Raw genomic sequence first — 24864 nt, forward strand, 5'->3', positions numbered from 1 at the left:
CCATCCGCGCCTTCCCCGCGCGCCCGTTTCGCATCCCTCAGGAGGCATGGTGTCGGACTCGTTTGTGCATCTGCACGTGCACACCGAGTACTCGATGCTCGACGGCGCGGCCAAGCTGAAGGACATGTTCGCCGAGTGCGAGCGCCTCGGCATGCCCGCCGCCGCGATCACCGACCACGGCAACATGTACGGGGCGTACGACTTCTACCGGCAGGCCACGGCCGCCGGGATCAAGCCGATCATCGGCATCGAGGCTTACCTGGCGCCGGAGAGCCGCTTCAACAAGCAGCGCGTGCTGTGGGGCGACCCCGGCCAGAAGTCCGACGACGTCTCCGCTTCAGGTGCGTACACCCACCAGACGATCTGGGCGGCCTCGAACGAGGGCCTCCACAACCTGATGAAGATGTCCAGCCGCGCCTCGACCGAGGGCCAGCTGGGCAAGTGGCCGCGGATGGACTCCGAGCTGATCGCGGAGCACTCCAAGGGTCTGATCGCGACGACCGGGTGCCCGTCCGGCGAGGTGCAGACGCGGCTGCGGCTGGGGCACTACGACAAGGCGCTCGAAGCGGCCGCGAAGTGGCGGGACATCTACGGCGCCGAGAACTTCTTCGTCGAGCTGATGGACCACGGCATCGACATCGAGCGCCGGGTCCGCGACGACCTGCTGAAGATCGCGGACACGCTCAAGATCCCGTTCGTCGTGACGAACGACTCGCACTACACGTACTCCGAGGACCGGGACGCGCACGCCGCGCTCCTGTGCGTGCAGACCGGCAAGACGCTGCAGGACCCGACGCGGTTCAAGTTCGACGGCACGGGCTACTACCTCAAGTCGCCGGACGAGATGCGCGCGATCGACTCGTCCGACGCGTGGCAGCAAGGCTGCCGGAACACGTTGCTCGTGGCCGAGAAGGTCGACACCGCGGGCATGTTCGAGTTCCGCAACCTGATGCCGCGGTTCCCGATCCCCGAGGGCAAGTCGGAGCACGAGTACTTCCGCGAGGAGGTCTGGGCCGGCATGCACCGCCGGTTCCCGGACGGCGTGGACGACGTCCACAAGCAGCAGGTCGAGTTCGAGATCGGCGTCATCCTCCAGATGGGCTTCCCGGCCTACTTCCTGGTCGTCGCGGACTTCATCAACTGGGCCAAGGCGAACGGCATCCGCGTCGGCCCCGGCCGTGGTTCTGCCGCGGGCGCGCTCATCGCGTACGCCATGGGCATCACAGACCTCGACCCGCTGGCCCACGGACTGATCTTCGAGCGGTTCCTGAACCCGGACCGCGTCAGCCCGCCCGACATCGACATCGACTTCGACGAGCGCCGGCGCGGTGACGTCATCCGGTACGTGACGGACAAGTGGGGCAAGGAGAACGTCGCCCAGGTCATCACGTTCGGCACCATCAAGGCGAAGGCCGCGATCAAGGACTCGGCGCGAGTCCTCTACGGCCAGCCCGGCTACGCGGTCGCGGACCGGATCTCCAAAGCCATGCCGCCCGCCGTGATGGGCAAGGACATCCCGCTGTCGGGCATCTTCGACCCGCAGCACAAGCGGTACAACGAGGCCGCCGAGGTGCGCGGCCTCTACGACACCGACCCGCAGGTCAAGGAGATCATCGACACCGGGCGAGGCCTCGAGGGCCTGATCCGCAACGCCGGTGTGCACGCCTGCGCGGTCATCATGTCCGCGGAGCCGCTGATGGACCACATCCCGGTGTGGCAGCGCCCGCAGGACGGTTCGATCATCACGCAGTTCGACTACCCGACCTGCGAGACGCTCGGCCTGCTGAAGATGGACTTCCTCGGCCTGTCGAACCTCACGACGATCGAGGACGCGCTCACCAACATCGAGCTGAACGGCAAAGAGGCGCCGGACCTCGACAAGATCGAGCTGACGGACAAGAAGACCTACCAGCTGCTGTCGAAGGGCGAGACGCTCGGCGTGTTCCAGCTGGACGGCGGGCCCATGCGGGACCTGCTGCGGCTCATGCGTCCCGACAACTTCGAGGACATCTCGGCCGTCGGCGCGCTGTACCGGCCCGGCCCGATGGGTGCGAACTCGCACACGAACTACGCGCTGCGCAAGAACAAGCTCCAGGAGATCACGCCGATCCACCCGGCGCTCGCGGAGTCGCTGGCGGACATCCTCGGCACGACCTACGGCCTGATCGTCTATCAGGAGCAGGTCATGGCCATCGCGCAGAAGCTCGCGGGGTACACGCTCGGACAGGCGGACCTCCTGCGCCGCGCGATGGGCAAGAAGAAGAAGGAGATCCTGGACAAGGAGTTCGCCGGCTTCGAGGCGGGCATGATCGCGAACGGCTTCCCGCCGGACGCGATCAAGACGCTGTGGGACATCCTCGTCCCCTTCGCGGACTACGCCTTCAACAAGGCGCACTCCGCCGCGTACGGCCTGGTCTCCTACTGGACCGCCTACCTGAAGGCGAACTACCCGGCCGAGTTCATGGCCGCACTGCTCACCACGAACTCCGACAACAAGGACAAGTCGGCGATCTACCTCGCCGAGTGCCGCCGGATGGGCATCACCGTGCTCCCGCCGGACGTCAACGAGTCCGAGCGCGAGTTCGCCCCGGTCGGCAAGGACATCCGCTTCGGCCTCGGCGCGGTCCGCAACGTCGGCGCCAACGTCATCGACTCGATCATCAAGGCGCGCAAGGAGAAGGGGAAGTTCGTCGACTTCTCGGACTTCCTGCGCAAGATCGACGCGCTGGCGTGCAACAAGAAGGTCGTCGAGTCGCTGATCAAGGCCGGTGCGTTCGACTCGCTCGGCCACCCGCGCAAGGGCCTGCACATGGTGCACGTCGAGGCCGTCGAGTCCGTCATGATCACCAAGAAGGAAGAGGCGCGCGGCCAGTTCGACCTCTTCGGCGGCGGTGACGACACGGGTGAGGACATCGCGGGCGTCTTCGACGTCAAGATCCCGGACGAGAAGTGGGAGTCCAAGCACCAGCTCGCGCTCGAGCGGGAGATGCTGGGCCTCTACGTCTCCGGCCACCCGCTCAACGGCGTCGAGCACATCCTCGAGTCCTATTCGGACGCTTCGATCGCGCGCATCCTCGAAGGTGACGTCGCGGACGGCACCCAGGTCACGATCGGCGGCATCCTCGCGTCGGTCATGCGGCGGGTCAACAAGAACGGCGAGTCCTGGGCGTCGGCCCAGCTGGAGGACCTCGTCGGTGGCATCGAGGTGCTGTTCTTCCCGAAGAGCTTCACGGTGCACGGCATGTCCGTCGTCGAGGACGCGATCGTGCTGGTGAAGGCGCGCGTCGCCAAGCGCGACGACCGCATCTCGCTGATCGCCAACGACCTCGTCGTGCCGGACCTCGCCGAGCTGGGCAACAAGGCCGTGAAGCTGCGGCTGCCCGCGTCGAAGTGCAACCCGCAGACCGTCACCTCGCTCAAGCAGGTGCTGGCCGCGCACCCCGGCACCACCGAGGTCCACCTCAGCCTGGTGATCAACGCGAGCCGCAACACCGTGCTGAAGCTGGACGACGCGCTGCGCGTGGCACCGACGCCGTCGCTCATGGGCGACCTGAAGGCGCTGCTCGGACCGGGGTGCCTCGGCTGATGCACCCGACGAAGACGGGCTGGCCCGCGGGCGCCCTTCCCGGTGTCTGGCCGTCCTCGCCCGACGCGACGTTCCACGTCCCGGTGGAGGCGTTCGCCGGCGTGGGCACGACGGTGTTCGGCTTCCTGTCGTCGTGGGGCACGGAGACGCCGACGATCGCGTTCCAGGTCGGCCTGGACAAGATCGGCGTCGTGGTGCGGCGCGAGGACCACGTCCAGGACCCGGAGCAGGGCACCTGGGGCCTGCCGATCGCCGCGCTCACCGCGGTGCAGCCGGGTGTGCTGCGCGGTGTGCCCGCCAAGACGAAGTTCCGCGTCGACGAGATCTACGGGCACAAGGCCGCCCGGCTGTCCGTTGTGGACGGTCCGGCCGTCTGGCTGCGGTACGCGAACACGGACTGGATCATCCCCACGCCCGATCCCGTCGGACTGGCGCGGGAGATCGACCGCAGGCGGCGCCGGGTCGTCCGGCTCGGCGGGTTCGCGGCGCAGCAGGTCTGGAACCGCGTGCCCGCCCTGCGCGCCGACCTCCCGCTGCCGAACACGCCCGCCGCACCGGCCATCGTGCCGTCCGGCACCTGGTCACCGCTGCAGCCCGCGCCGCCGCTGGAGCCGTCGCCCGGCCTGCCGCCGCGTCCGGCCCGCCCGCTGCACGACGTCGCGCAGCTGCGCGACGTGCCCGATGTCCGCGGCGAGCTGCGCGGCTGGGGCAAGGACTTCAGCGTCGTGCTGGGCGCCGAGGTGCCCAAGGAGTCGGTCGAGTACGTCATCGGCCGGACGTCCCTGGGGTTCCCCGGTTACTTCAACGCCCGCTCGGACGTCCACCGCGGTCTCAAGCACCTGAGCTGGACGGCGGTCCGCGTCGTCGAGGTCGGGCACCTGGTCAACGTCCCACCCGGTCTCGCGAACACGTGGTTCAACTCGTGGGACGTCGATCCCACGCGTGCCGACATCGTGAACGGTCCGGCGGTCTGGCTGTGGGGGCACGAGGGAGAGTTCCTGCTCTGCGCGCCGAACGCGGCGCAGCTCGCGGCCGAGATCGACCTGCGCCGGGCGATGATGATCGCCCACACCGAGCAGGACGCGGCCTGGGTGCACTGGCCGGACAGCAAGCCGGACGGCCCGTTCGTGCCGCCGCCTCCGCCCTACGCGCCCGCCGAGCCCACCCTCGTGCCCCGCGGGTGCTGGCGGGCGCATCTTCCCGCCTGAGTGTGGCAACAACGTTGCGACGCAGCGTGTAACCGGAGTTCACTGGGCGGAGTGACGAACCTCAGTCAGCTGCCCGCCGCGTACATCGACGACCCGCACGCCGTGCACGACCTGCTCCGCGCCGAAGGCCCGGTCCAGGAGATCTACCTGGTGCACGGGCTCAAGGTGTGGCTCGTCACCAGGTACGAAGAAGCGCGCGTGGCGCTCACCCACCCGAGCATCAGCAAGAACATGGCCCAGGGCGGGTGGCTGTTCGAGCACCACACCAGGGGCGGCTCCGACCGCCGCGAGGTCGCCGCCGACCTGGCGACGCACATGCTGAACAGCGACCCGCCCGAGCACGCCCGGCTGCGCAAGCTGGTCAACAAGGCGTTCACGCCGCGCCGGGTGGAGATGCTGCGGCCGCGCGTCGAGGAGATCACCAAGCGGCTCCTCGACGACATGATGCTCGACGAGATGAACGGCGAGGGCCAGGTCGACCTGCTCGACGTGTTCGCGTTCCCGTTGCCCATCACGGTGATCTGCGAGCTGCTGGGCATCCCGACCGACGACCGGGACTCGTTCCGCGAGTGGACGACGACCCTGCTGTCGTTCAACCCGGTCGAGGTCATCAGGAAGGCCTCCGAGGAGGCAACCGCTTACCTCTACGCCCACGTGGCGAAGAAGCGGATGGAGCCGGGTGACGACATCTTCTCGGCGCTCGTGCACGCCGACGACGCGGGTGACCAGCTGTCCGAGCGCGAGATCGTCTCGATGGCGTTCCTGCTGCTCGTGGCCGGTCACGAGACGACGGTCAACCTGATCGGCAACGCGGTGCTCGCGCTGCTGCGCAACCCGGAACAGCTTCAGCTGCTGAAGGACGACCCGGACCTGATCGCGCCGTCGGCCGAGGAGTTCCTGCGCTACGAGGGCCCGATCAACCTGGCGACGTTCCGGTACACGACGGAGCCGACGGAGATCGGTGGCGTGACGATCCCCGCCGACGAGCTCGTCATGGTGTCGCTGATCGCCGCCAACCGCGACGGCGAGCGGTTCTCCGAGCCGGACCGGCTGGACGTCACGCGCAACGCGGGCGGGCACCTCGCGTTCGGGCACGGCATCCACTACTGCCTGGGCGCGCCGCTGGCGCGACTGGAGTTCGAGGTGGCGTTGAAGGGCCTGCTGGCCAGGTTCCCGGACGTGGAGCTGGCCGCGGCGCCGCAGCAGCTGGGATGGCGGGACAGCAGCCTGATCCGAGGCCTGATCACGTTGCCGGTGCGGCTCAACCCCTAGTTCTCCAAAACGTTGCCGAGTCACCGGTTAACAGGGTTAACTGGGTGAGGTGACGACACTCACGCACTTCTCCCCTGACTACAACCAGAACCCGCACGCCGTGCACGACGAGCTTCGTGCCGAGGGGCCGGTGCGCGAGGTGTACTTACCGCACGGACTGAAGGTCTGGATGGTCACGCGTTACGAGGAGGCGAGGGCCGCGCTGAACGACCCGCGGCTCAGCAAGGACGTGACCGGGATGAACGACCTGTTCGACCGGCACACCGCTCCCGGTGTGCCGCGGCGGAAGTTCGACGACGCGCTCGCCGTGCACATGCTCAACACCGACCCGCCCGACCACACGCGGATGCGCAAGCTGGTCAACAAGGTGTTCACGGCCCGCCGCGTCGAGCTGCTCCGCCCGCGCGTCGAGGAGATCACCGCCGAGCTGCTGGACGGCATGAGCGGCGACGTCGACCTGCTCGACGTGTTCGCGTTCCCGTTGCCCATCACGGTGATCTGCGAGCTGCTGGGCATCCCGACCGACGACCGCGACTCGTTCCGCGAGTGGACGAACACGATGCTGTCGTACTCCACGCCGGAGGCCATCCAGCACGCGTCGTCGTCCATGGCCGGGTACCTGAGCAACCTCGTCGAGAACAAGAAGCGCGACCCCGGTGAGGACTTCTTCTCCGCGCTCGTGCACGCCGACGAGTCGGGTGACCGGCTGAACGACCACGAGCTGGTCTCGATGGCGTTCCTGCTGCTCATCGCCGGTCACGAGACGACGGTCAACCTGATCGGCAACGCGCTGCTCGCGCTGCTGCGCAACCCGGAGCAGCTCCAGCTGCTGAAGGACAACCCCGAGCTGATCGCCGGGTCGGCCGAGGAGTTCCTGCGCTACGAGGGGCCGGTCAACACGGCCACGTTCCGGTGGACGACCGCGGACGTCGAGCTGGGCGGCGTGACCGTGCCCGAGGACGAGTTCGTGCTGGTGTCGCTGCTGGGTGCCAACCGCGACCCGGAGCGGTTCCCCGAGCCGGACAAGCTGGACGTCACGCGCAACGCGGGCGGGCACCTCGCGTTCGGCCACGGCATCCACTACTGCCTGGGCGCGCCGCTGGCCAGGCTGGAGTTCGAGGTCGCGATGAAGGGCCTGCTCGCCAGGTTCCCCGACCTGAAGCTCGCCGCCGAGCCGGAGGAGCTGGCGTGGCGGGACAGCAACCTCATCCGAGGCCTGATCACGCTGCCCATCCGGTTGACCTAACCTTCGGCGGGTGGACGACCTGCTGAAGCTGGACCAGGCGCACGTCTGGCACCCGTACGGCCCCATGCCGGGCACCCAGGAGCCGCTGCTCGTCGAGTCGGCGGAGGGTGTCCGGCTGCGGCTGGCCGACGGCCGCGAGCTCATCGACGGCATGTCGTCGTGGTGGGCCGCGATCCACGGTTACCGGCACCCGGTGCTGGACGAGGCGGTCCGCGCGCAGGTCGGCCGGATGAGCCACGTGATGTTCGGCGGGCTCACCCACGAGCCCGCGATCCGGCTGGCCGCTCGCCTCGTCGAGCTCACGCGCATGGACCACGTGTTCCTGTGCGACTCGGGCTCGGTGTCGGTCGAGGTCGCGATCAAGATGTGCCTGCAGTACTGGCGTTCGCAGGGCCGTCCGGAGAAGCGGCGGCTGCTGACGTGGCGCGGCGGGTACCACGGCGACACGTTCAACCCGATGTCCGTGTGCGACCCGGACGGCGGCATGCACGCGCTGTGGCGCGGCGTGCTGCCCGAGCAGGTCTTCGCCGACGCCCCACCGGTCTCGCTGGAGACCTCGTACGTCCAGCACCTGTCGGACCTGATCGAGGAGCACGCGTCCGAGCTGGCCGCGGTGATCGTCGAGCCGGTCGTGCAGGGCGCGGGCGGCATGCGGTTCCACGACCCGCGCTACCTGCACGTGCTGCGCGAGCTGTGCCTCACCCACGACGTGCTGCTGGTGTTCGACGAGATCGCCACCGGCTTCGGCCGCACCGGCGAGCTGTTCGGCATGGACCACGCCGGCATCAGCCCGGACGTCCTGTGCGTCGGCAAGGCGCTGACCGGTGGGTACATGACCATGGCGGCGGCGCTGTGCACGTCGCGGGTCGCGGACGGGATCAGCCGCGGCGAGGTGCCGGTGCTGGCCCACGGGCCCACGTTCATGGGCAACCCGCTCGCGGCGGCCGTGTCGCTCGCGTCGATCGAGCTGCTGTTGTCGCAGGACTGGCAGTGCGAGGTCCGGCGCATCGAGCAGGGCCTGCACGCCGGACTGGCACCCGCGCGCGAGCTGCCCGGTGTCGCGGACGTCCGGGTGCTCGGCGCGATCGGCGTCGTCCAGCTCGACCACCAGGTCGACATGGCGCGCGCCACGAAGGCCGCGGTCGACGCCGGGGTGTGGCTGCGGCCGTTCCGCGACCTGATCTACACGATGCCGCCGTACGTCAGCACGGACGACGACGTCGCCGCGATCTGTCAGGCCGTGATCGCCGCGGCGAGCTGAGTGTCGGTCGGCTCGACGAGGAAGTCGCCGTTCGGCAGCACCACGACCGGGATGTTCTTGCGGCCGGCGATCCCGATCGCGCGGTCGCGCGCCTCGTCGTCGTGCTCCACGTCGACGTAGGTGAACGGCACGTCGTTGCGGGTCAGCCACGACTTCGCGCGGCGGCAGTCACCGCACCACTCCGCGCCGTACATCACGATCCCGGTCTCGCCCATGTGGCTACCGTAGGTGACCGCATAGGGTAAGGCTCCGTGAGCGTGCTCGTGATCACTGGTACCGGGACCGAGGTCGGCAAGACGGCCGTCACCGCGGCGATGGCCGCTGTGGCAGCCGCCGAAGGCAGACGGGTCGCGGTGCTCAAGCCCGCGCAGACGGGTCTGCTGCCGGGCGAACCGGGGGACATCGACGAGGTCGTCCGCCTCGCGGGCCCGGTCACCGCGCGTGAGCTGCGCCGTTACCCCGAACCGCTGGCGCCCGCCACGGCCGCGCGCCGCTGCGGGATGCCGACCGTGCACCCGAAGGACGTGGCGGCGGAGATCGTCGAGCTGGAGGAGAACCACGACCTCGTGCTGGTCGAGGGCGCGGGCGGCCTGCTGGTCCGGTTCGACGACGAGGGCTCCACGATCGCGGACGTGGCCTGGGCGGTGAACGCGCCCGTCCTGGTCGTCGCGCACGCCGGGCTCGGCACGCTGAACATGACGGCGCTCACGGCCGAGGCCCTGCTCAGGCGCGGCCTGGAGGCCGTCGGGGTGGTCGTCGGCCGCTGGCCGGAGGACCCGGACCTCGCCACGCTGTGCAACCTGGTGGACCTGCCGGAGGCGGCCGGAGGCCCGTTGCTGGGCGCTCTTCCGGCCGGCGCACCCCTGTTGAGCAGGGAAGACTTCCTGCCGGTCGCCAAGCGGTCGCTCTCGCCGTGGTTCGGTGGTTGTTTCGACCCGGAGAACTTCACCGGGCAGTACGCCACACATTGACGATCAGGCAGTGACATTCGTCGCCCCGACAGCACCGGCGTCGTGAGGCAAACTGCTCTGCAAGCCGCACCCGTGGAGGAGAAAGTCGTGACCGCAGCTCCCGAGCAGATCGATGTGTTGGACGCCGCCCGTGAGCAGGTGCTCGAGCGTGGTGTCGGACTCGACGAGCAGCAGGTGCTGCAGGTCCTCGAGCTGCCGGACGAGCGCATCGCCGACCTGCTGGCACTGGCGCACGAGGTCCGCGAGCGCTGGTGCGGGCCCGAGGTCGAGGTCGAGGGCATCGTCAGCCTCAAGACCGGCGGCTGCCCGGAGGACTGCCACTTCTGCTCTCAGTCCGGCCAGTTCCCGTCGCCCGTGCGGTCGGCCTGGCTCGACATCCCCGGCCTGGTGCGCGCGGCTCGGCAGACCCGCGACACCGGCGCGACCGAGTTCTGCATCGTCGCGGCCGTGCGCGGCCCGGACAAGCGGCTGCTCTCGCAGGTGCGCGACGGCATCAAGGCCATCCGCGCTGACGGCAACGACATCCAGATCGCCTGCTCGCTCGGCATGCTCACGCAGGAGCAGGTCGACGAGCTCGTCGAGATGGGCTGCCACCGCTACAACCACAACCTGGAGACCGCCCGCTCGCACTTCCCGAGCGTCGTCACCACGCACTCCTGGGAGGAGCGCTGGGACACGCTGCGGATGGTCCGCGAGGCGGGCATGGAGGTCTGCTGCGGCGGCATCATCGGCATGGGGGAGACCCTCGCGCAGCGCGCCGAGTTCGCGGTGCAGCTGGCCTCGCTGCAGCCGGACGAGGTGCCGCTCAACTTCCTCATCCCGAACCCCGGCACGCCGTACGAGAACTACCCGGTCGTCGAGGGCCCCGATGCCCTGCGCGCGGTCGGCGCGTTCCGGCTGGCGCTGCCCCGCACGATCCTGCGCTTCGCGGGCGGCCGTGAGCTGACGTTCGGCGACCTGGGCGCCAAGCAGGGCATGCTCGGCGGCATCAACGCGATCATCGTCGGCAACTACCTGACGAACCTCGGTCGTCCGGCGCAGCAGGACCTGGACATGCTGACCGACCTCAACATGCCCATCAAGGCGCTGAGCCAGACCCTGTGACAATGTCCGTCGTGAGCGCGAAGTTCTGCCAGTTCTGCGGCAAGTCGTCCGACGAGGGCGACCACGCGGCGTGCCAGCGGCGGCTGTCGATGATCGACCCGCCGCGGTACTGCGCCGAGTGCGCTCGCCGGATGGTCGTCCAGGTGACACCCGGTGGCTGGACGGCACGGTGCAGCCGTCACGGCGAGATCACCTCGGCCCGGTAACCTCTGGCGAATGGAAGAGAAGGCTGCACCGGTTCGCATCGACCCCGCCCCGGTCGGTGAACCGCAGCCCGAAGTCCAGCCCGAGGTCCAGTACGTCTACCACTTCGTGCGGGCGCGTCCGCGGGTCGTGATCAAGCGCGACCTGCTGCCCGCGGTCGCCGTGCTGTTCACGATCCCGTTGCTGGGCATGCCGGCCGGCTGGCTGTGGGCGCGGCTCGCGCCGCCGCAGAACAAGATCATCCTGGAGAACGGCAAGCCGTTCCCGGTCGGGCTGGAGAGCTACCACCGGCTCGATGCGCTGATGGTGTTCGTGATGGTCGGGCTCGGCATCGGCCTGGTGACCGGCATCGGCATGTGGCTGATGCGCCAGCGCCGCGGCCCGGTGATCATGCTGGCGGCGACGTTCGGCTCGCTGGGTGCCGCGTGGGTCGCGCAGACGACCGGGCTGGGTTCCGCCGCGGGCATCTACGCGATCCCGGCCGACCTCAAGATCAACCAGGTGGTGGCCGCGGCCCCCACCCTGGAGACCTGGTGGGGGCTGCTGGCCTGGCCGCTGGCCACCGCGCTGGCCTACGGCTGCTGCGCCGCGTGGAACGGTTTGGACGATCTGGGGCGCAGGCTCGGTTGACGGGTGCATCCTTGGCGGATGCCGGAGAAGCTGAAGAACGCCTTGAAGTTCGCGGTGATCGGTGCGCTGCCCGGTCTCCTGCTCGTCCTGCTGGCGCAGTTCGTCATCAAGGGCGAGATGCAGCTGTCCGTCGGCGCGCCAGGGCTGATCCTCCTGCCGATGGGTTTCGTCGGCGGTCTCATCTACGGCTGGTTCAAGTAGGCCTTGTCCGGCACGTCCGTGATGAACATCTGACCCGGCGCGTGCGTGATCGCGAACGGTGGCCGTGACGCCATCAGCGCGGCCTGCGGTGTGACCCCGCACGCCCAGAACACCGGTACGTCACCGGGTTCCGGTTCGACGGGGTCGCCGAAGTCCGGGCTCTCCAGGTCCTTGATCCCCAGTTCGCCGGGATCGCCGACGTGCACCGGTGCCCCGTGCACCGCGGGCATCAGGCCACTCGTGCGGACGGCGGTGTCCACAAGGGACTCCGGGATCATCCGCATCGACACCACCAGCGGGCCGTGCATCCGCTCCGCCGGACGGCACTCCCTGTTCGTCAGGTACATCGCCACGTTCCGGCCCTGGTCGACGTGCCGCAGCGGCACGCCTGCCTCTCGCAGTGCCGTCTCGAACGTGAAGCTGCAGCCGATGAGGAACGAGACCAGGTCGTCGCGCCAGTACTCGGTGACATCCGTCGGCGCGTGCGTCAGCTCGCCGTCGTGCCAGACGCGGTAGCGCGGGATGTGCGTGCGCAGATCCGCGTCCGGCTTGAGCTCCGTGGTGGTGGCGCCCGCGTCCGTGACGTCCAGCAACGGGCACGGCTTCGGGTTCCGTTGCGCGAACAGGAGAACGTCGTACGCCCAGTCTCTCGGCACCGCGATCAGATTCGCCTGCGCGTAGCCGGGTGCGAGTCCGGAGGTCGTCACGACGGCAGCTTCTGGTTCGCGGTCTCGGGCAGCGGGATCAGCGCCAGCACGGCGACGCCGTACGCGACCGCGGCGAACACCATGGCACCGCCGATGCCCCAGCTCTCCGCGAGGAACCCGACGAGTCCGGGGAACACCGCGCCGAACGCGCGGCCGAAGTTGTAGGTGAAGCCCTGCCCGGTGCCGCGCAGGTCGTCCGGGTAGTTCTCGGCGAGGTAGCTGCCGAACCCGCTGAAGATCGCGGACATGCAGAAGCCGAGCGGGAACCCGAGGAACAGCACGAGCGTGTTCGCGCCGGTCGGGATCTGCGTGTAGGCGATGATGAGCACCGCGCTGGCCAGTGCGAACACCGTGAAGGTCTTCTTGCGCCCCAGGTAGTCCGTCAGGTAGCCGCCGCTGACGTAGCCGACGAACGCGCCCACGATCAGGAACGCCAGGTACCCGCCGGTGCCGACGACGGTCAGGTGACGCTCGGTCTTGAGGTACGCCGGCAGCCACGTCGCGAGCGTGTAGTAACCGCCCTGCACGCCGGTCGCCAGCAGTGCCAGGAAGAACGTCTTGCGGCCGACCTCGCCCTGGAAGATCTTCTTGAACGAGCCCCTGATCGGGCTCTCCTCGCGGCGCTTGGTGACCTCGGGCGCGTCCTGCACGTTGCGGCGCACGTAGAAGATCAGCAGCGCGGGCAGCGCGCCGGTCCAGAACATGATGCGCCACGCGCTGTCCGCGTCGGCGAACATGAACACCAGCGTGTAGGCGATGACCGCGAGACCCCAGCCGACGGACCAGGCGCTCTGGATGAACGCGACCGTCCGGCCCCGGTACTGCGGCTTGCAGTACTCGGCGACCAGGATGGCGCCGGCCGCCCACTCACCGCCGAAGCCGAGGCCCTGCAGCGCGCGGAACACCAGCAGCGACTCGTAGCTCCACGCGAAGCCGCACAGCACCGTGAACAGCGCGTACATCCCGACCGTGATCATCAGGGTCTTCGAGCGGCCGAGCCGGTCGGCCATGACGCCGGCGACCGCGCCGCCGATCGCGCTCAGCAGCAGCGTCGCCGTGCCGAGCAGACCAGCCTGCCCCTTGGTGATGCCGAAGTACGACGTGATGGCGACCAGGCTCAGCGGCAGGACCCAGTAGTCGTAGGAGTCCAGCCCGTAGCCGCCGAACGCGCCGATGAACGCCCGCTTGCCGTTGCGGCCGAGCGTGCGGAACCAGGCGAACGGCCTCGTGTCCTCGGTGGTTGTGTTCGTGCTCATGGGTGCACCTCGCAGCCAGGAGGGTGACCGACGGTGTTGTCCACCTCACAGTAGAGATTGTTCAACAATCCGACAAGAGGGCAATTCAACGATCCCTCAGACTCGTCTCCACTCGGTCGCGAGGACCGACCAGACCTCCATGTCGTGCCGCTCGCCCCGATACGGGTAGCTCTCGCGCAGCACGCCGTCCTTGGTCATGCCGAGCCGCTTGGCGACGGCGATGCTGGGTTCGTTGGCCGAGGAGACGTGCCACTCGACCCGGTGGATGCCGCGTTCGTGCACGGCCCAGTCGATGATGACCCGCACCGCTCTGGTGACCAGGCCCTTGCCCGCGGCGTCCGGCTCGAGCCAGCAGCCCGCTTCGGCGACGCCGCGCTGGACGTCCCACGTGCGGAAGAGGACGCCGCCGACCAGGCGGTCCGTCCAGATGCCCCAGATGCGGCCGGTGTCGATGGCGGCCTTGTCCGCGTACGACTGGAGGAGCTTCCGGCTCGACTCCAGATCCGTCGCGGCGTCCGGGAAGGAGATGTACTGGCCGATGAACTCGCGGCCGCGGTTCATGTGGGTGAGGAACTCCTCCGCCTGCCACGGTTCGAGCGAGCGGAGCTCGGCGCCGTCGGCACCCAGTGAGATCGCGTACATCAGCGCTGCCCCCAGAAGTGCGTCATGCCTCGATCATGACTCACGCCTGCGCAGCGCGTCGCGGGCGTCCCCGCTGGGGGTCCCCCAGTTCTCATTCTCCCAGCTGGGTCTGACAATTCTGGGTGCTGAGGTGGGCGCGTGACCGAACTCGGCCAGCGGCATTGGTACGGCTCGTGGTGCGCCTAGGACGCCGGTCTGGGGCCGAGCAGTTCGTGTGTCGGCCCGCAGTTGCTGTGTGTGCACTCCGCCGGCAACCGGCGCGTTCCTCTTGTGGCCGGTCGGTGGCCGGTTGTGCACGGGCTTTCCGAACAACGCAACGCGGGCGTCCCCGCCAGGGGGTCCCCCGGTTCTCATTCTCCCAGCTGGGTCTGACAATTCCGGGTGCTCAGTTGGGGTTGGGCACGTGCCCGAACTCGGTCAGCGGCACCGGCACCGCCCGCAGTGCGCCGAGGATCCCGGTCTCCCGCCCGAGCATCTTCCGCACCAGCCGCAACCGCCGCGCGGGAGAGGATTCCTCCAGCAGTCGCTGGCGATCCTCGACCGGCAACAGGCAGTCGGCCGCGATGACGTACGACAGGTCACCGAGCGGCGTGTCGGCATCGGGCTCGGACCAGTCCTCGGGCTTCCACGCGGCCGAGCAGTACCGCCGGTGCGCACCCCGCGCCCCGTCGACCAGCAGCGGGACGACCTCCAGCGCCGCCTCGGGCACCGGTTCGTCTTCCAGCCACTCGACCTTGCCGATGAGGTAGGGGGCGCTGGAGGAGTCGACGTCCAGCACGCGGAACCGGCGCTCGCCGCGCGCGACGATGTCGTAGCGGCCGTCGTCCAGGCGCCTGGCCTCCAGCAGGACCGCGGAGCAGCCGATGTCGTGCATCGAGTCGACGTTGTCGAGGCCGACTTCCCAGCCCTGCTTGATGCACACGACGCCGAACCTGCGGCCGGACAGCGTGCCGGACATCAGGTCGACGGTCAGCTGGCGGTAGCGCGGCTCGAAGATGTGCAGCGGCAGTGACGCTCCGGGCAGCAGCACGGTGCCCAGGGGGAAGAGCGGAAGCGTCTCGGCCACGAGCTCCACGTTACGGCGTGCCGGACGCGCCTGCCGGACGGCCGGTCCCCGGCGGTCTCAACACGGCGAACGGATCGGTCACGAGGATTCCCCTTGCGCTGAAACGGAAGAGCGCGGCGGGGCGGCCGCCGGAGGGGCCCGGGGGAGCGGTTCCGCCTGTTGGTTCCAGCAAACCGCGGCGCGAGAGCACGCGTTGCAGGTTGGTCGCGGACACGCGGTAACCGAGTGCGGCGGAGTAGTGCTCGCGCAGCGCGGAGATCGTGAACTCCGGTGGTGCCAAGGCGAATCCGAGGTTGGTGTACGACAACTTGGCGCCGAGGCGGTGCCGCGCGCGGTGCACGATCGCCTCGTGGTCGAACGCCGTCGTGGGCAGTGCGTCGACCGGGTGCCACCCCGTGTCGTCGGGCACGATCGGGTCGATGTCGGACGGCACCAGACCCAGGAACGCGGTGGCGACCGTTCGTTCTCCGGGCACGCGGTCCGGCGCGCTGAAGACGGCCAGTTGTTCGACGTGTGACAGCTGTCTCACGTCCACTTTTTCGGCCAGCTGACGGCGGATCGAGGTCTCGACGTCCTCGTCGGGACGGAGCCCTCCACCCGGCAGTGACCAGCGGTGAGCGTGCGGCTCCCGAGCGCGCCGCCAGAGCATGACCTGGAGTGATCCCGCTCTCACCTGCAGAACTGCGGCCAGAACCTCATGCCCCGCGCTACCCACTCGGCTGATACTATCGACCACGTTTTCGACCGATAGGCGAAAACCCTGGTTGAGGAGGCAGCGATGACGGCGGTGGTAGAGCGGACCGCGTCCGGTGTGTTCGGTGGAGTCGAGCCGGACGCCGCGTGGCGGGAGGAGGTGCTGCGCCTCGCGAAGGAGCGCGATGCCGTCATCCTGGCGCACAACTACCAGCTGCCCGAGATCCAGGACATCGCGCACCACACGGGTGACTCGCTGGCGCTCAGCCGCATCGCGGCGCAGAGCGACGCGAGCACGATCATCTTCTGCGGCGTGCACTTCATGGCGGAGACGGCGAAGATCCTCTCCCCGGACAAGACGGTGCTCATCCCGGACGAGCGCGCGGGCTGCTCGCTCGCGGACTCGATCACCGGCGAGCAGCTGCGCGAGTGGAAGGCCCAGTACCCCAACGCCGTCGTCGTGTCGTACGTGAACACGACCGCCGAGGTGAAGGCGGAGACGGACATCTGCTGCACCTCGTCCAACGCCGTGGACGTCGTGCGCTCGATCCCCGCGGACCGCGAGGTGCTGTTCCTGCCGGACCAGTTCCTCGGCGCGCACGTCAAGCGCGAGACCGGCCGCGAGAACATGCACATCTGGGCGGGCGAGTGCCACGTCCACGCGGGCATCAACGGCCCCGAGCTGGCCGAGCGCGCGGCGGACAACCCCGAGGCCGACCTGTTCATCCACCCCGAGTGCGGGTGCGCGACGAGCGCGCTCTACCTCGCCGGTGAGGGCATCGTCCCCGCGGAGAAGGTCAAGATCCTCTCGACCGGTGACATGGTCGTCGCCGCGCGCAGCACGAAGGCCAAGTCGGTGCTCGTGGCGACCGAGATCGGCATGCTGCACCAGCTCCGCAAGGCCGCGCCGGAGATCGACTTCCGCGCCGTCAACGACCGCGCGTCGTGCACCTACATGAAGATGATCACGCCGGCCGCGCTGCTGCGCTGCGTGCGCGACGGTCTCGACGAGGTGCACGTCGACCTGGAGACGGCGCGCAAGGCGCAGGGCGCGGTGCAGCGCATGATCGAGATCGGTCAGCCCGGCGGCGGGGAATGACCGCGCCGCGCTGGGAGGCGCGTGCTGACCTGATCGTGGTCGGCACCGGTGTCGCCGGCCTGACCGCCGCGCTGCGGGCCCACGAGCTGCGCCTGCGGGTGCTGGTCGTGACGAAGGCGTCCGGCGACGACGGCAACACGCGCTGGGCGCAGGGCGGCGTTGCCGTCGTGCTGCCGGACGAGCACGAGCCCGGCGACACGGTCGCGCGCCACATCGAGGACACGCTCGTCGCCGGTGCCGGCCTGTGCGAGGACGTCGCGGTCACGACGATCATCGCCGACGGCCCGGCCGCGGTGACCCGCCTGCGCGCTCTCGGCGCGGTGTTCGACGCATCCCCCGACGGGACGCTGGAGCGCACGCGGGAAGGCGGGCACAGCGCGTTCCGCGTCGTGCACGCCGGTGGTGACGCGACCGGCGCCGAGGTCGAGCGCGCGCTGCTGAAGGCCACTGTGGACGGACGCGTTCCGCTGCTGGAGAACCACGTCGCGGTCGACGCGCTGCGCACCCCGCTGGGCGCGGTGTGCGGCCTGCTGGTGCTGGACGGCAACGGCGTGCCCGGCGTGCTCGGCGCACCCGCCGTGCTGCTGGCGACCGGTGGCCTCGGCCAGATGTACCAGGCGACGTCGAACCCGTCGGTCGCGACGGGTGACGGGCTGGCGCTGGCGTTGCGCGCCGGTGCGGTGGCGGCGGACGTCGAGTTCGTGCAGTTCCACCCGACCGTCCTGTACACCGGCCGCGGCGCACGCGGCCGGTGTCCGCTGGTGACCGAGGCGGTGCGCGGTGAGGGCGCCGTGCTGGTCGACGCGACCGGCGCGCGCGTGATGAAGGGCGTGCACCCGCTGGAGGACCTGGCGCCGCGTGACGTCGTCGCGGCGGCGATCACCCGGCACATGGCGCTCGAGCCAGGTGGCGTCGACGACCACGTGTTCCTCGACGCGACCTCGTTGCACGACATGGCTTCCCGCTTCCCGACCGTGCATGCCGCGTGCCTCGCGGCGGGCGTGGACCCCGCGCACGACCCGATCCCGGTCGCGCCCGCTGCCCACTTCGCGTGCGGTGGCGTGGTGTCCACTGTGGACGGCCGTACCGGGGTGACCGGGTTGTACGCGGCGGGCGAGGTCGCGCGGACCGGTCTGCACGGTGCGAACCGGCTGGCGTCCAACAGCTTGCTGGAAGGCCTGGTGTGCGGTGAACGCGCCGCCGAGGCGGTGGCCGCCGACCTGGCCGTCGGGCTGCTGGCCGAGCCGCGGGTGATGACGCCGGTGCTGCTGGTCGCGCCCGTGGCGGACCGGGACCTGTTGCAGCGCGTCATGTCGCGGTACGCGGCGATCGGCCGGGACGCCGAAGGCCTGGCCGTGGTCGGCTCGGTGCTGGACGTGTCCGCGGTGGACCGGGTGCTCGACACGCGGGAGCTGGTGGAGGACGCGGCGCTCACCATGGCGGCGCGCGCCTTGATCGCGGCCGCCGCCGAGCGCACCGAGTCGCGCGGCTGCCACGTGCGCACGGACTTCCCGGTGCGGGACGAGGCGTGGCAGCACAGCCAGGTCGTGCGGCTCACGCCGACCGGGCAGCCCGTGCTGGCCGACCCGGTGATGGCCCGCGGCGTGGCCTGACCCGAATGCGATGCGAGTTGGAGTGGCTGTGAGCATTGACTGGGAGGACGCGCGGCGGGTCATCCGGACCGCGCTCGAAGAGGACCTGCGGTACGGGCCGGACGCCACGACCGCGTCCACGGTGCCGCCGGACGCCGTGGCGATCGCGGAGATCACTCCGCGCCACGGCGGTGTGCTGGCCGGCGTCCCGGTGGCGCTGGAGGTGTTCCGCACCGTGCTCGGCGACGTCGAGGTGCTGTCCGAGCAGCGGGACGGCGACAAGGCCGTGCCCGGCGAGCCCGCGCTCGTGCTGCGCGGCCCGGTGCGCGGCCTGCTGACCGCCGAGCGGACCGCGCTGAACCTCGTTTGCCACCTATCCGGCATCGCGACCGCCACAGCCGTGTGGGTCGAGGCGGTCGAGGGCACCGGTGCGCGCGTCCGCGACTCGCGCAAGACGCTGCCGGGCCTGCGTTTGCTCCAGAAGTACGCGGTGCGGTGCGGCGGCGGCGTGAACCACCGCCTCGGCCTCGGCGACGCGGTGCTGATCAAGGACAACCACGTCGCCGCGGCCGGATCGGTCGGCGCCGCGATCAGGGCCGTCCGCGAGCGCGCGCCGCACCTGGAGTGCGAGGTCGAGGTGGACAGCCTGGAGCAGTTCGACGAGGCGGTCGCCGAGGGCGCGAAGCTGGTGCTGCTGGACAACTTCACGCCCGCGCAGTGCGCGCTGGCCGTGCAGCGCGCGAACGGCGTGCGGCTGGAGGCGTCCGGCGGCCTCACGCTCGACGTGGCTCGCGCGTACGCCGAGACGGGTGTCGACTACCTGGCCGTCGGCGGGCTGACGCACTCGTCGCCCGCGCTCGACCTCGGCCTCGACCTGCGTCAGACGCGGTAGCGCTCGAACCCCGCCGGGGTGACACCGGGGAAGTTCTGCACCCGGCGCCACTCCGGCGTGTCCGAGCCGACGCCGGGCCCGGCTGCCTCGAGCGCCGCGATGTGGCCCTCCTCGCTGACCCACTCCGCGTAGTTGATGACGTGCCTGCCGTCCTCGCGGATGTGGAAGTGCGCGGAGACGCCCTCCTCGCGCGGGAGCTCGGGGTCGGTCTCGATCGCGTGGAACACGGCGTCCACCCACTTCTGGGCGACGTCCCGGTTCTCGGTGTCGACGTGCACCAGCACGACGCAGCCGGGGGTCTTGTCTTCGTTCACGGCGCCGCGGTAGAGCTCGAAGCCGTCGATGTGGTCACGGGTGATGCCAGCGGGAATCGTCATGCCGATCATCCTCCGACCTCGACTTAACTCGAGGTCAACACCCGGTTTGCCAGCACCGGCAGCACTTTGCGCGCTTCCGCGACCGATTCGGTGTCGATGTCGACGATCGCGGTGCCAGGCTCGGCGCCGAGCTGCGTCACGACGTCGCCCAGCGGACCGGCGACCGTGCTGTACCCGATTCCCGTGGGCGCGGTGCTGCCGAGATCACCGGGATACGCCTGGCCGCACGCGACGACCCACGACGTGCAGTCCAGCGCCCGCGCCCGCACCAGCAGCTCCCACTGCTCGCGCTTGCCCGGCCCCGCACCCCACGACGCACCGAGCAGCACGGCCGTCGCACCCTTGTCCGCGAGCGCGCGGAACAGTTCGGGGAACCGGATGTCGTAGCAGGTGGCGACGCCGAGCGTGGTGCCGTCGACGTCGATCGTCACGACCTCGGAGCCGGGCGCGACGGTGCGCGACTCGGCGAACCCGAACGCGTCGAACAGGTGGATCTTGTCGTACCCGGTGTGCACGTCCTCGCCGGTGACCAGCAGCGTGTTCGTCACGCGGTCGCCGGACGGGGTGAACATCCCGGCGATGACGACGACGCCGTGCTCTCGGGCGGTCGCGCGCACCGCGGACGCCCACGGTCCGTCCAACGGCTCGGCGACCGGACCGAGCGGCACGCCGAAGCGGCACATCGTGGCCTCGGGGAACAGCACCACGCGCGCACCTTCGGCGGCAGCGCGCGCCACGGAGGATCGCACCTGGTCGAGGTTCTCGGCAGGCGAGGTCGTCGAGCTGATCTGGCACACCGCGATACGCATGAGGACCACTCTAGGTAGTGTCAGCGATCGTGCCCTCCCTGTTGCCGCCTGTTCTGCTCGGCGCCGCCCTCGTGGTGGCGGGCTGCACGGACAACTCGGCGCCGGACGGCAACCCCGACACGACAGGTCAGTCGATCGTCCTCGCCGACCGCGACGAGCCGACCACGCTGAACCCGCTGTTCGGCTACGGCAGGCAGGGCGCGTCGAAGATCTACGACGGCCTGGTCGAGCACCGCCAGGACGGCAGCCTGCGCCCGCAGCTGGCCGCGGACGAGCCCGTCCCGTCCGTCGACGGCCTGACCTGGACCGTCAAGCTGCGCGGCGACGTGAAGTTCACCGACGGCTCCGCGTTCGGCGCCGAGGACGTCGTCGCCACCTACCAGGCGATGCTCGACCCGGCCGTCGGCTCGACCGCGCGCACGTCGTTCAGCACGCTGAAGGCCGTCGAGCAGGTCGACCCGTCCACCGTCCGGTTCGCCCTGACCCAGCCGCACGCCGCGTTCCCGCACCTCCTCGTCCTGGGCATGATGCCGAGCGAGCACGTCGGCAAGGACGTCCCGCCGATCGGCACCGGCCCGTACAAGGTCGTGGAGTGGAAGAAGGGCGACCGCCTGCTGCTGGAGTCCAACGCGGGGTACTTCGACGGCGAACCGAAGATCAAGAAGCTGACCGTGGTGTTCGTCGCCGACGACAACACGCGGGCGCGCCGCATGCAGGACGGCGAGTTCGACGGCACCGTCCTGCCGCCCAAGCTCGCCGCCGGCTTCACCGGCAAGTCCGGCCTGCAGGTCCTCAGCCACCGCGGCGCCGACTACCGCGCCGTCTCACTGCCCGGCGCGGGCCCGGTCACCGGCAACCGCGAGGTGCGCATCGCGCTGAACTACGCGGTCAACCGCCAGGGCATCGTCGACAGCCTGCTGGAGGGCAAGGGCACCGCCGCGAGCACCCCGGTGCCCGAGGCGCTGCCGGAGGTCTTCGAGCCGTCCGCCAAGTTCCGCTACGACAAGACCGAGGCCGAACGCCAGCTCGAGGTAGCGGGCTGGGTGCGCGGCACCGACGGCATCCGCGCCCGCAACGGCGTACCCGCCCGCTTCACCCTCATGTACCCGCTCGGCGACGATCTGCGCGCCGACCTGGCCACCGCGTTCGCCGCCGACGCCCGCGCGGTCGGCGTCGACGTGCAGCTCGCGGGGCTCAGCTGGGAGGCGATCACGCCGCGGTTGGGTGTGGACGCCCTGCTGTCCGGTGAGGGCAACCCGTTCGACGCCGACCTCATGCTCTACGACCTGCGCGGGCAGGGGAATCCGCAGGTCGACGTCGCGTTGGAGGACGGGCGGCGGTTGACCGACCCTGGGCAGCGGGCGGTGGCCTACAAGCAGTTCCAGCGCGCGTACGTCGTCGAGCCCTGCATGGTCGTGCTCGCGTTTCCCGAGCACTCGTACGTCGTGCGGGACAAGTGGAACGGGTACCTGCCCGTCGTTGATCCGAGCTCGTACGGCGCACTCGGCTGGGGCCCGTGGTGGAACATCCAGAAGTGGGAACCCAAGTAGCGGACTGATCGCCGGCGCCCTTCGTGGCACAGTGGCCAGGTGAGCGAACGGATCTTTCTCGACAGCGCCGGATCGTCGTTGCCCCCGGAGCCGGTGCTCGACGAGGTCATCGGGCACCTGCGCCGCGAAGCCCAGATCGGTGGCTACCGGGCCGCCCAGGAACGGGCGGAGGACCTGGAGAAGGGCTACGACGTGGTGGCCGAGCTGCTCGGCTGCCGCCCGGACGAGGTCGCGTTCACCGACAGCGCCACCCGCAGCTGGCTCACCGCGTTCGACGCGGTGCCGCTGAAGGCCGGTGACCGCATCCTGGTCACCGAGGTCGAGTACGCGGGCAACGCGGTGCCGCTGCTCAGGCGGGCCGACGAGACCGGTGCGGTCATCGAGGTGGTTCCGTCCGACCACAGTGGACAGGTGGACCTGGAGGCGCTCGGGCAGCTGCTGGACGAGCGGGTGAAGCTCGTCTCCATCGTGCACGTCCCCACCAACAGCGGCCTGATCAACCCGGCGAAGCAGATCGCGGACAAGGCGCACGAGGTGGGCGCGCTGGTGCTGCTGGACGCGTGCCAGTCGGCGGGTCAGCTGGACCTGCGCGACACCGGAGCGGACATGCTCAGCTTCACCGGACGCAAGTGGCTGCGCGGGCCGCGCGGCACGGGGGCGCTGATGGTGCGCAACGAGGTGCGCGAGCGGCTGCACCCGCGGCTGGTCGACATGCACAGCGCCGCGTGGGTGGCGCCGAACGAGATCGAGCTGCGTGACGACGCGCGGGTGTTCGAGCTGTGGGAGAGCAGCGTCGCGGACCGGCTCGGGCTGATCGCCGCCGTCCGGTACGCGCTGGATCGGGGGCTCGGCAGGATCGAGGCGGAGATCGCGGAACGCGCCACGAGGCTGCGCGACGGGCTCAGCGCCATCGACGGCGTAGAAGTGCGTGACATCGGGGTGCGCAAGTCCGGGCTGGTGACGTTCACCGTCGACGGGCTGGGCGCGAGTGAGGTGAAGCGGCGTCTCTACGACGCGGGCGTCACGGTGTCGACCAGCGACTTCAACTCGACGCTGTTCGACATGACCAAGCGGGGCATCGACGAAGTAGTGCGGGCTTCCCCGCACTACTTCGTCACCGAAGACCAGATCGACGAGGCCGTCGACGAGGTCAGCAGGTCTGTCCGATGACCCGCTTCACGCAGTCGGAGTACTGGAGGAACATGTCGGTGGCGCGGTCGTTGCGGGCGGTCTGCGCCGCGATGACCGTGTCACGCGGGTAGAAGCCGTTCAGGCCACCGCTGCTCGGGTACATCTCGAAGGTGTAGCTCCAGATCTTGTACTGGCCCCACATCCAGTCGTCGATGGTGCCGTCGGTGATGTAGAGGTCGCTCGACTGCTCCGGCGTGTAGCCGTTGGTCGACGCCATCTGGGTGCCGAGGGTGCGGAACGCCCGCTCCTCGTTCGCGTCCAGTCCGGGCGCGGTGTTGTTGTAGGTCCAGCCGAACGGCCACAGCACCAGCTCGGAGAACGTGTGGAAGTCGAGGTTCGTCTTGATCTGCTGCACGCCGCCGACCACGCGGGAGTTCACGAAGTCGCGGATGCGCGCGGTCTCCGGCGCGGAGAACGCGGACGGGCCGCGGTAGGTGTCGGAGGACGTGCTGCCGCTGGAACCGCCGCAGCAGCCCCACTTGTAGCCCCAGTTCCGGTTGAGGTCGGTGCCCGCGCCCTGGCGGTTCTTGCGCCAGCCGCGGAACGAACCGGTCGCGATGTCGTACTCGGAGCCGTCCGGGTTGACGCTGGAGACGACCCAGATCTCGCGGGAGTCGACCAGGGCCTTGATCGCCGAGTTGGTCGTGTAGCCGTCGGTCAGCCGCTGGATGAAGTGCAGGCACATCTCCACGGTCAGGTGCTCACGCGCGTGCTGGTTGCACGTGATGATGACCTCGGGCTCGTTCTCGTCGGTGCCGGCGTTGTCGCTGATCTTCAGGTTCCACAGGTCGCGGCCCTGGAACGACTTGCCGATGCTGGAGAGCTTCGCGATCGAGGGGTGGTCGGAGGCCGTCTTCTGCAGCTCGGACGTCATCTCCGCGAAGTTGTGGTAGCCGGTGTAGCCGGACGGGAAGTCCTTCGCGCCGATCTCCGGGTCCTTGAAGTCGACCTTGCCGAGCTTCGCGAACTCGGCCTCGGCGTCACCGATGTACTTCATCGGCAGACCGGTGTGCCGGAGCGCGACAGCTTCACCCGGTGCGGCGATGACGGTCACCGGCCCGTTGGTGGTCTCGTCGATCAGGTCGGCGCCCGTGTGGACGACCTGCCTGAGCTGTCCTACGTTCTTCACGGTGATCTCGTAAACCGTGCGGCCCGAGCCGACGGCCTGGATCGGTGCGCTCGTGCCTACCAGCAGGGGCAGGCAGACGCCGACCACTGCGGCCACGAGGCCGCGGCGTGCTGTGGACATTGCTCCTCCATCATCAGCAGGGGTTTGCGACGGAGTGGTGCCTTACGCAGCGTCGCGC

The 24864-nt window shown here is 69.7% G+C and carries 24 protein-coding genes; 15 read left to right on the forward strand and 9 right to left on the reverse strand.

Going from position 1 to position 24864, the window contains the following annotated elements; translation table 11 throughout:
- Positions 1–46: 46 nt before the first annotated feature.
- The 5 genes from dnaE (at position 47) to FKR81_RS21540 (ending at position 8573) form a co-directional block, all read left to right on the forward strand.
- Complete coding sequence (gene dnaE / locus FKR81_RS21520; RefSeq protein WP_222598353.1) at positions 47–3586, forward strand: DNA polymerase III subunit alpha; 3540 nt, start codon at positions 47–49, stop codon at positions 3584–3586.
- Positions 3586–4794, forward strand: coding sequence for a hypothetical protein (locus FKR81_RS21525; RefSeq protein ID WP_146353906.1), 1209 nt, complete (start codon positions 3586–3588; stop codon positions 4792–4794). Before dnaE ends, FKR81_RS21525 begins: the two co-directional genes overlap by 1 nt.
- A gap of 51 nt (positions 4795–4845) precedes the next feature.
- The gene (locus tag FKR81_RS21530) at positions 4846–6066 is read left to right on the forward strand and encodes a cytochrome P450 family protein (protein ID WP_186763092.1); all 1221 of its coding nucleotides are present in this window, start codon (positions 4846–4848) and stop codon (positions 6064–6066) included.
- A 40-nt stretch (positions 6067–6106) separates the two neighbouring features.
- A complete protein-coding gene (locus FKR81_RS21535; RefSeq protein ID WP_407936540.1) occupies positions 6107–7312 on the forward strand; it encodes a cytochrome P450 family protein in 1206 nt (401 codons plus the stop codon).
- Between the two features lie 64 nt (positions 7313–7376).
- Positions 7377–8573: an adenosylmethionine--8-amino-7-oxononanoate transaminase gene (locus FKR81_RS21540; RefSeq protein ID WP_235921692.1), complete on the forward strand. Its 1197-nt coding sequence runs from the start codon at positions 7377–7379 to the stop codon at positions 8571–8573.
- Here the strand turns inward: FKR81_RS21540 and FKR81_RS21545 are convergent.
- The gene (locus FKR81_RS21545; RefSeq protein ID WP_146353908.1) at positions 8546–8788 is read right to left on the reverse strand and encodes a glutaredoxin family protein; all 243 of its coding nucleotides are present in this window, start codon (positions 8786–8788) and stop codon (positions 8546–8548) included. The genes FKR81_RS21540 and FKR81_RS21545 overlap by 28 nt on opposite strands.
- Positions 8789–8824: 36 nt before the next feature.
- Between FKR81_RS21545 and bioD the strand changes: the two genes are divergently transcribed.
- From bioD to FKR81_RS21570, 5 genes are all read left to right on the forward strand, one after another.
- A complete protein-coding gene (gene bioD / locus FKR81_RS21550) occupies positions 8825–9544 on the forward strand; it encodes a dethiobiotin synthase (protein WP_146353909.1) in 720 nt (239 codons plus the stop codon).
- Positions 9545–9631: 87 nt separating this feature from the next.
- Positions 9632–10648, forward strand: coding sequence for a biotin synthase BioB (bioB, locus tag FKR81_RS21555; protein WP_146353910.1), 1017 nt, complete (start codon positions 9632–9634; stop codon positions 10646–10648).
- A 2-nt stretch (positions 10649–10650) separates the two neighbouring features.
- Positions 10651–10854 (forward strand): biotin synthase auxiliary protein BsaP, encoded by a 204-nt coding sequence (bsaP, locus tag FKR81_RS21560; protein ID WP_146353911.1) that lies wholly within the window; start codon positions 10651–10653, stop codon positions 10852–10854.
- A 10-nt stretch (positions 10855–10864) separates the two neighbouring features.
- Entirely contained in the window at positions 10865–11482 is a 618-nt protein-coding gene (locus FKR81_RS21565; protein ID WP_146353912.1) for a DUF2567 domain-containing protein, read from the forward strand.
- A gap of 18 nt (positions 11483–11500) precedes the next feature.
- Complete coding sequence (locus tag FKR81_RS21570; protein WP_146353913.1) at positions 11501–11683, forward strand: hypothetical protein; 183 nt, start codon at positions 11501–11503, stop codon at positions 11681–11683.
- Here FKR81_RS21570 and FKR81_RS21575 read toward each other — a convergent pair.
- The 5 genes from FKR81_RS21575 to FKR81_RS21595 form a co-directional block, all read right to left on the reverse strand.
- A complete protein-coding gene (locus tag FKR81_RS21575; protein ID WP_222598354.1) occupies positions 11665–12390 on the reverse strand; it encodes a putative hydro-lyase in 726 nt (241 codons plus the stop codon). The two genes, FKR81_RS21570 and FKR81_RS21575, sit on opposite strands and share 19 nt — an antisense overlap.
- Positions 12387–13646, reverse strand: a complete 1260-nt coding sequence (locus FKR81_RS21580; RefSeq protein ID WP_146353914.1) for an MFS transporter — start codon at positions 13644–13646, stop codon at positions 12387–12389. Before FKR81_RS21580 ends, FKR81_RS21575 begins: the two co-directional genes overlap by 4 nt.
- A 96-nt stretch (positions 13647–13742) precedes the next feature.
- Entirely contained in the window at positions 13743–14288 is a 546-nt protein-coding gene (locus FKR81_RS21585) for a GNAT family N-acetyltransferase (RefSeq protein ID WP_146353915.1), read from the reverse strand.
- A gap of 385 nt (positions 14289–14673) precedes the next feature.
- The gene (locus FKR81_RS21590; RefSeq protein ID WP_146353916.1) at positions 14674–15354 is read right to left on the reverse strand and encodes an LON peptidase substrate-binding domain-containing protein; all 681 of its coding nucleotides are present in this window, start codon (positions 15352–15354) and stop codon (positions 14674–14676) included.
- A gap of 10 nt (positions 15355–15364) precedes the next feature.
- A complete protein-coding gene (locus FKR81_RS21595) occupies positions 15365–16033 on the reverse strand; it encodes an NUDIX hydrolase (RefSeq protein ID WP_146353999.1) in 669 nt (222 codons plus the stop codon).
- A 99-nt stretch (positions 16034–16132) separates the two neighbouring features.
- On the opposite strand from FKR81_RS21595, the gene nadA reads away from it, so the two are divergent.
- From nadA to nadC, 3 genes are read left to right on the forward strand one after another with little or no spacing between them, the layout of a single operon-like run.
- Entirely contained in the window at positions 16133–17146 is a 1014-nt protein-coding gene (nadA, locus tag FKR81_RS21600; RefSeq protein ID WP_146353917.1) for a quinolinate synthase NadA, read from the forward strand.
- Positions 17143–18759, forward strand: coding sequence for an L-aspartate oxidase (locus FKR81_RS21605; protein WP_146353918.1), 1617 nt, complete (start codon positions 17143–17145; stop codon positions 18757–18759). Before nadA ends, FKR81_RS21605 begins: the two co-directional genes overlap by 4 nt.
- Positions 18760–18769: 10 nt before the next feature.
- A complete protein-coding gene (gene nadC / locus FKR81_RS21610; RefSeq protein WP_186763093.1) occupies positions 18770–19630 on the forward strand; it encodes a carboxylating nicotinate-nucleotide diphosphorylase in 861 nt (286 codons plus the stop codon).
- On the opposite strand, the gene FKR81_RS21615 is transcribed toward nadC, so the two are convergent.
- Both FKR81_RS21615 and FKR81_RS21620 read right to left on the reverse strand, forming a co-directional pair.
- Positions 19618–20007: an antibiotic biosynthesis monooxygenase gene (locus tag FKR81_RS21615; protein ID WP_186763094.1), complete on the reverse strand. Its 390-nt coding sequence runs from the start codon at positions 20005–20007 to the stop codon at positions 19618–19620. The genes nadC and FKR81_RS21615 overlap by 13 nt on opposite strands.
- Positions 20008–20030: 23 nt before the next feature.
- Entirely contained in the window at positions 20031–20816 is a 786-nt protein-coding gene (locus tag FKR81_RS21620) for a carbon-nitrogen hydrolase family protein (protein ID WP_146353921.1), read from the reverse strand.
- A 29-nt stretch (positions 20817–20845) separates the two neighbouring features.
- Here FKR81_RS21620 and FKR81_RS21625 point away from each other — a divergent pair, with 29 nt between their 5' ends.
- Both FKR81_RS21625 and FKR81_RS21630 read left to right on the forward strand, forming a co-directional pair.
- Positions 20846–22366 carry an ABC transporter substrate-binding protein gene (locus FKR81_RS21625; protein ID WP_235921685.1) on the forward strand — a complete coding sequence of 507 codons (1521 nt, stop codon included), beginning with the start codon at positions 20846–20848 and terminating at the stop codon, positions 22364–22366.
- A 39-nt stretch (positions 22367–22405) separates the two neighbouring features.
- Entirely contained in the window at positions 22406–23536 is a 1131-nt protein-coding gene (locus FKR81_RS21630; protein WP_146353923.1) for an aminotransferase class V-fold PLP-dependent enzyme, read from the forward strand.
- Here FKR81_RS21630 and FKR81_RS21635 read toward each other — a convergent pair.
- On the reverse strand, positions 23517–24806 hold the full coding sequence (locus FKR81_RS21635; RefSeq protein WP_146353924.1) for a M14 family metallopeptidase: 1290 nt from the start codon (positions 24804–24806) through the stop codon (positions 23517–23519). The genes FKR81_RS21630 and FKR81_RS21635 overlap by 20 nt on opposite strands.
- Between the last annotated feature and the right edge of the window lie 58 nt (positions 24807–24864).

Source organism: Lentzea tibetensis (assembly GCF_007845675.1).
Classification (GTDB): Bacteria; Actinomycetota; Actinomycetes; order Mycobacteriales; family Pseudonocardiaceae; genus Lentzea; species Lentzea tibetensis.

Coding starts and splice junctions, on each gene's coding strand:
- FKR81_RS21585 (WP_146353915.1), bottom strand. CDS start 14,288: ATGTACGCGATCTCACTGGGTGCCGACGGCGCCGAGCTCCGCTCGCTC.
- dnaE (WP_222598353.1), top strand. CDS start 47: ATGGTGTCGGACTCGTTTGTGCATCTGCACGTGCACACCGAGTACTCG.
- bsaP (WP_146353911.1), top strand. CDS start 10,651: ATGTCCGTCGTGAGCGCGAAGTTCTGCCAGTTCTGCGGCAAGTCGTCC.
- FKR81_RS21565 (WP_146353912.1), top strand. CDS start 10,865: ATGGAAGAGAAGGCTGCACCGGTTCGCATCGACCCCGCCCCGGTCGGT.
- FKR81_RS21605 (WP_146353918.1), top strand. CDS start 17,143: ATGACCGCGCCGCGCTGGGAGGCGCGTGCTGACCTGATCGTGGTCGGC.
- FKR81_RS21545 (WP_146353908.1), bottom strand. CDS start 8,788: ATGGGCGAGACCGGGATCGTGATGTACGGCGCGGAGTGGTGCGGTGAC.
- FKR81_RS21525 (WP_146353906.1), top strand. CDS start 3,586: ATGCACCCGACGAAGACGGGCTGGCCCGCGGGCGCCCTTCCCGGTGTC.
- FKR81_RS21580 (WP_146353914.1), bottom strand. CDS start 13,646: ATGAGCACGAACACAACCACCGAGGACACGAGGCCGTTCGCCTGGTTC.
- FKR81_RS21540 (WP_235921692.1), top strand. CDS start 7,377: ATGCCGGGCACCCAGGAGCCGCTGCTCGTCGAGTCGGCGGAGGGTGTC.
- nadC (WP_186763093.1), top strand. CDS start 18,770: ATGCGAGTTGGAGTGGCTGTGAGCATTGACTGGGAGGACGCGCGGCGG.
- FKR81_RS21620 (WP_146353921.1), bottom strand. CDS start 20,816: ATGCGTATCGCGGTGTGCCAGATCAGCTCGACGACCTCGCCTGCCGAG.
- FKR81_RS21570 (WP_146353913.1), top strand. CDS start 11,501: ATGCCGGAGAAGCTGAAGAACGCCTTGAAGTTCGCGGTGATCGGTGCG.
- FKR81_RS21635 (WP_146353924.1), bottom strand. CDS start 24,806: ATGTCCACAGCACGCCGCGGCCTCGTGGCCGCAGTGGTCGGCGTCTGC.
- nadA (WP_146353917.1), top strand. CDS start 16,133: ATGACGGCGGTGGTAGAGCGGACCGCGTCCGGTGTGTTCGGTGGAGTC.
- FKR81_RS21615 (WP_186763094.1), bottom strand. CDS start 20,007: ATGACGATTCCCGCTGGCATCACCCGTGACCACATCGACGGCTTCGAG.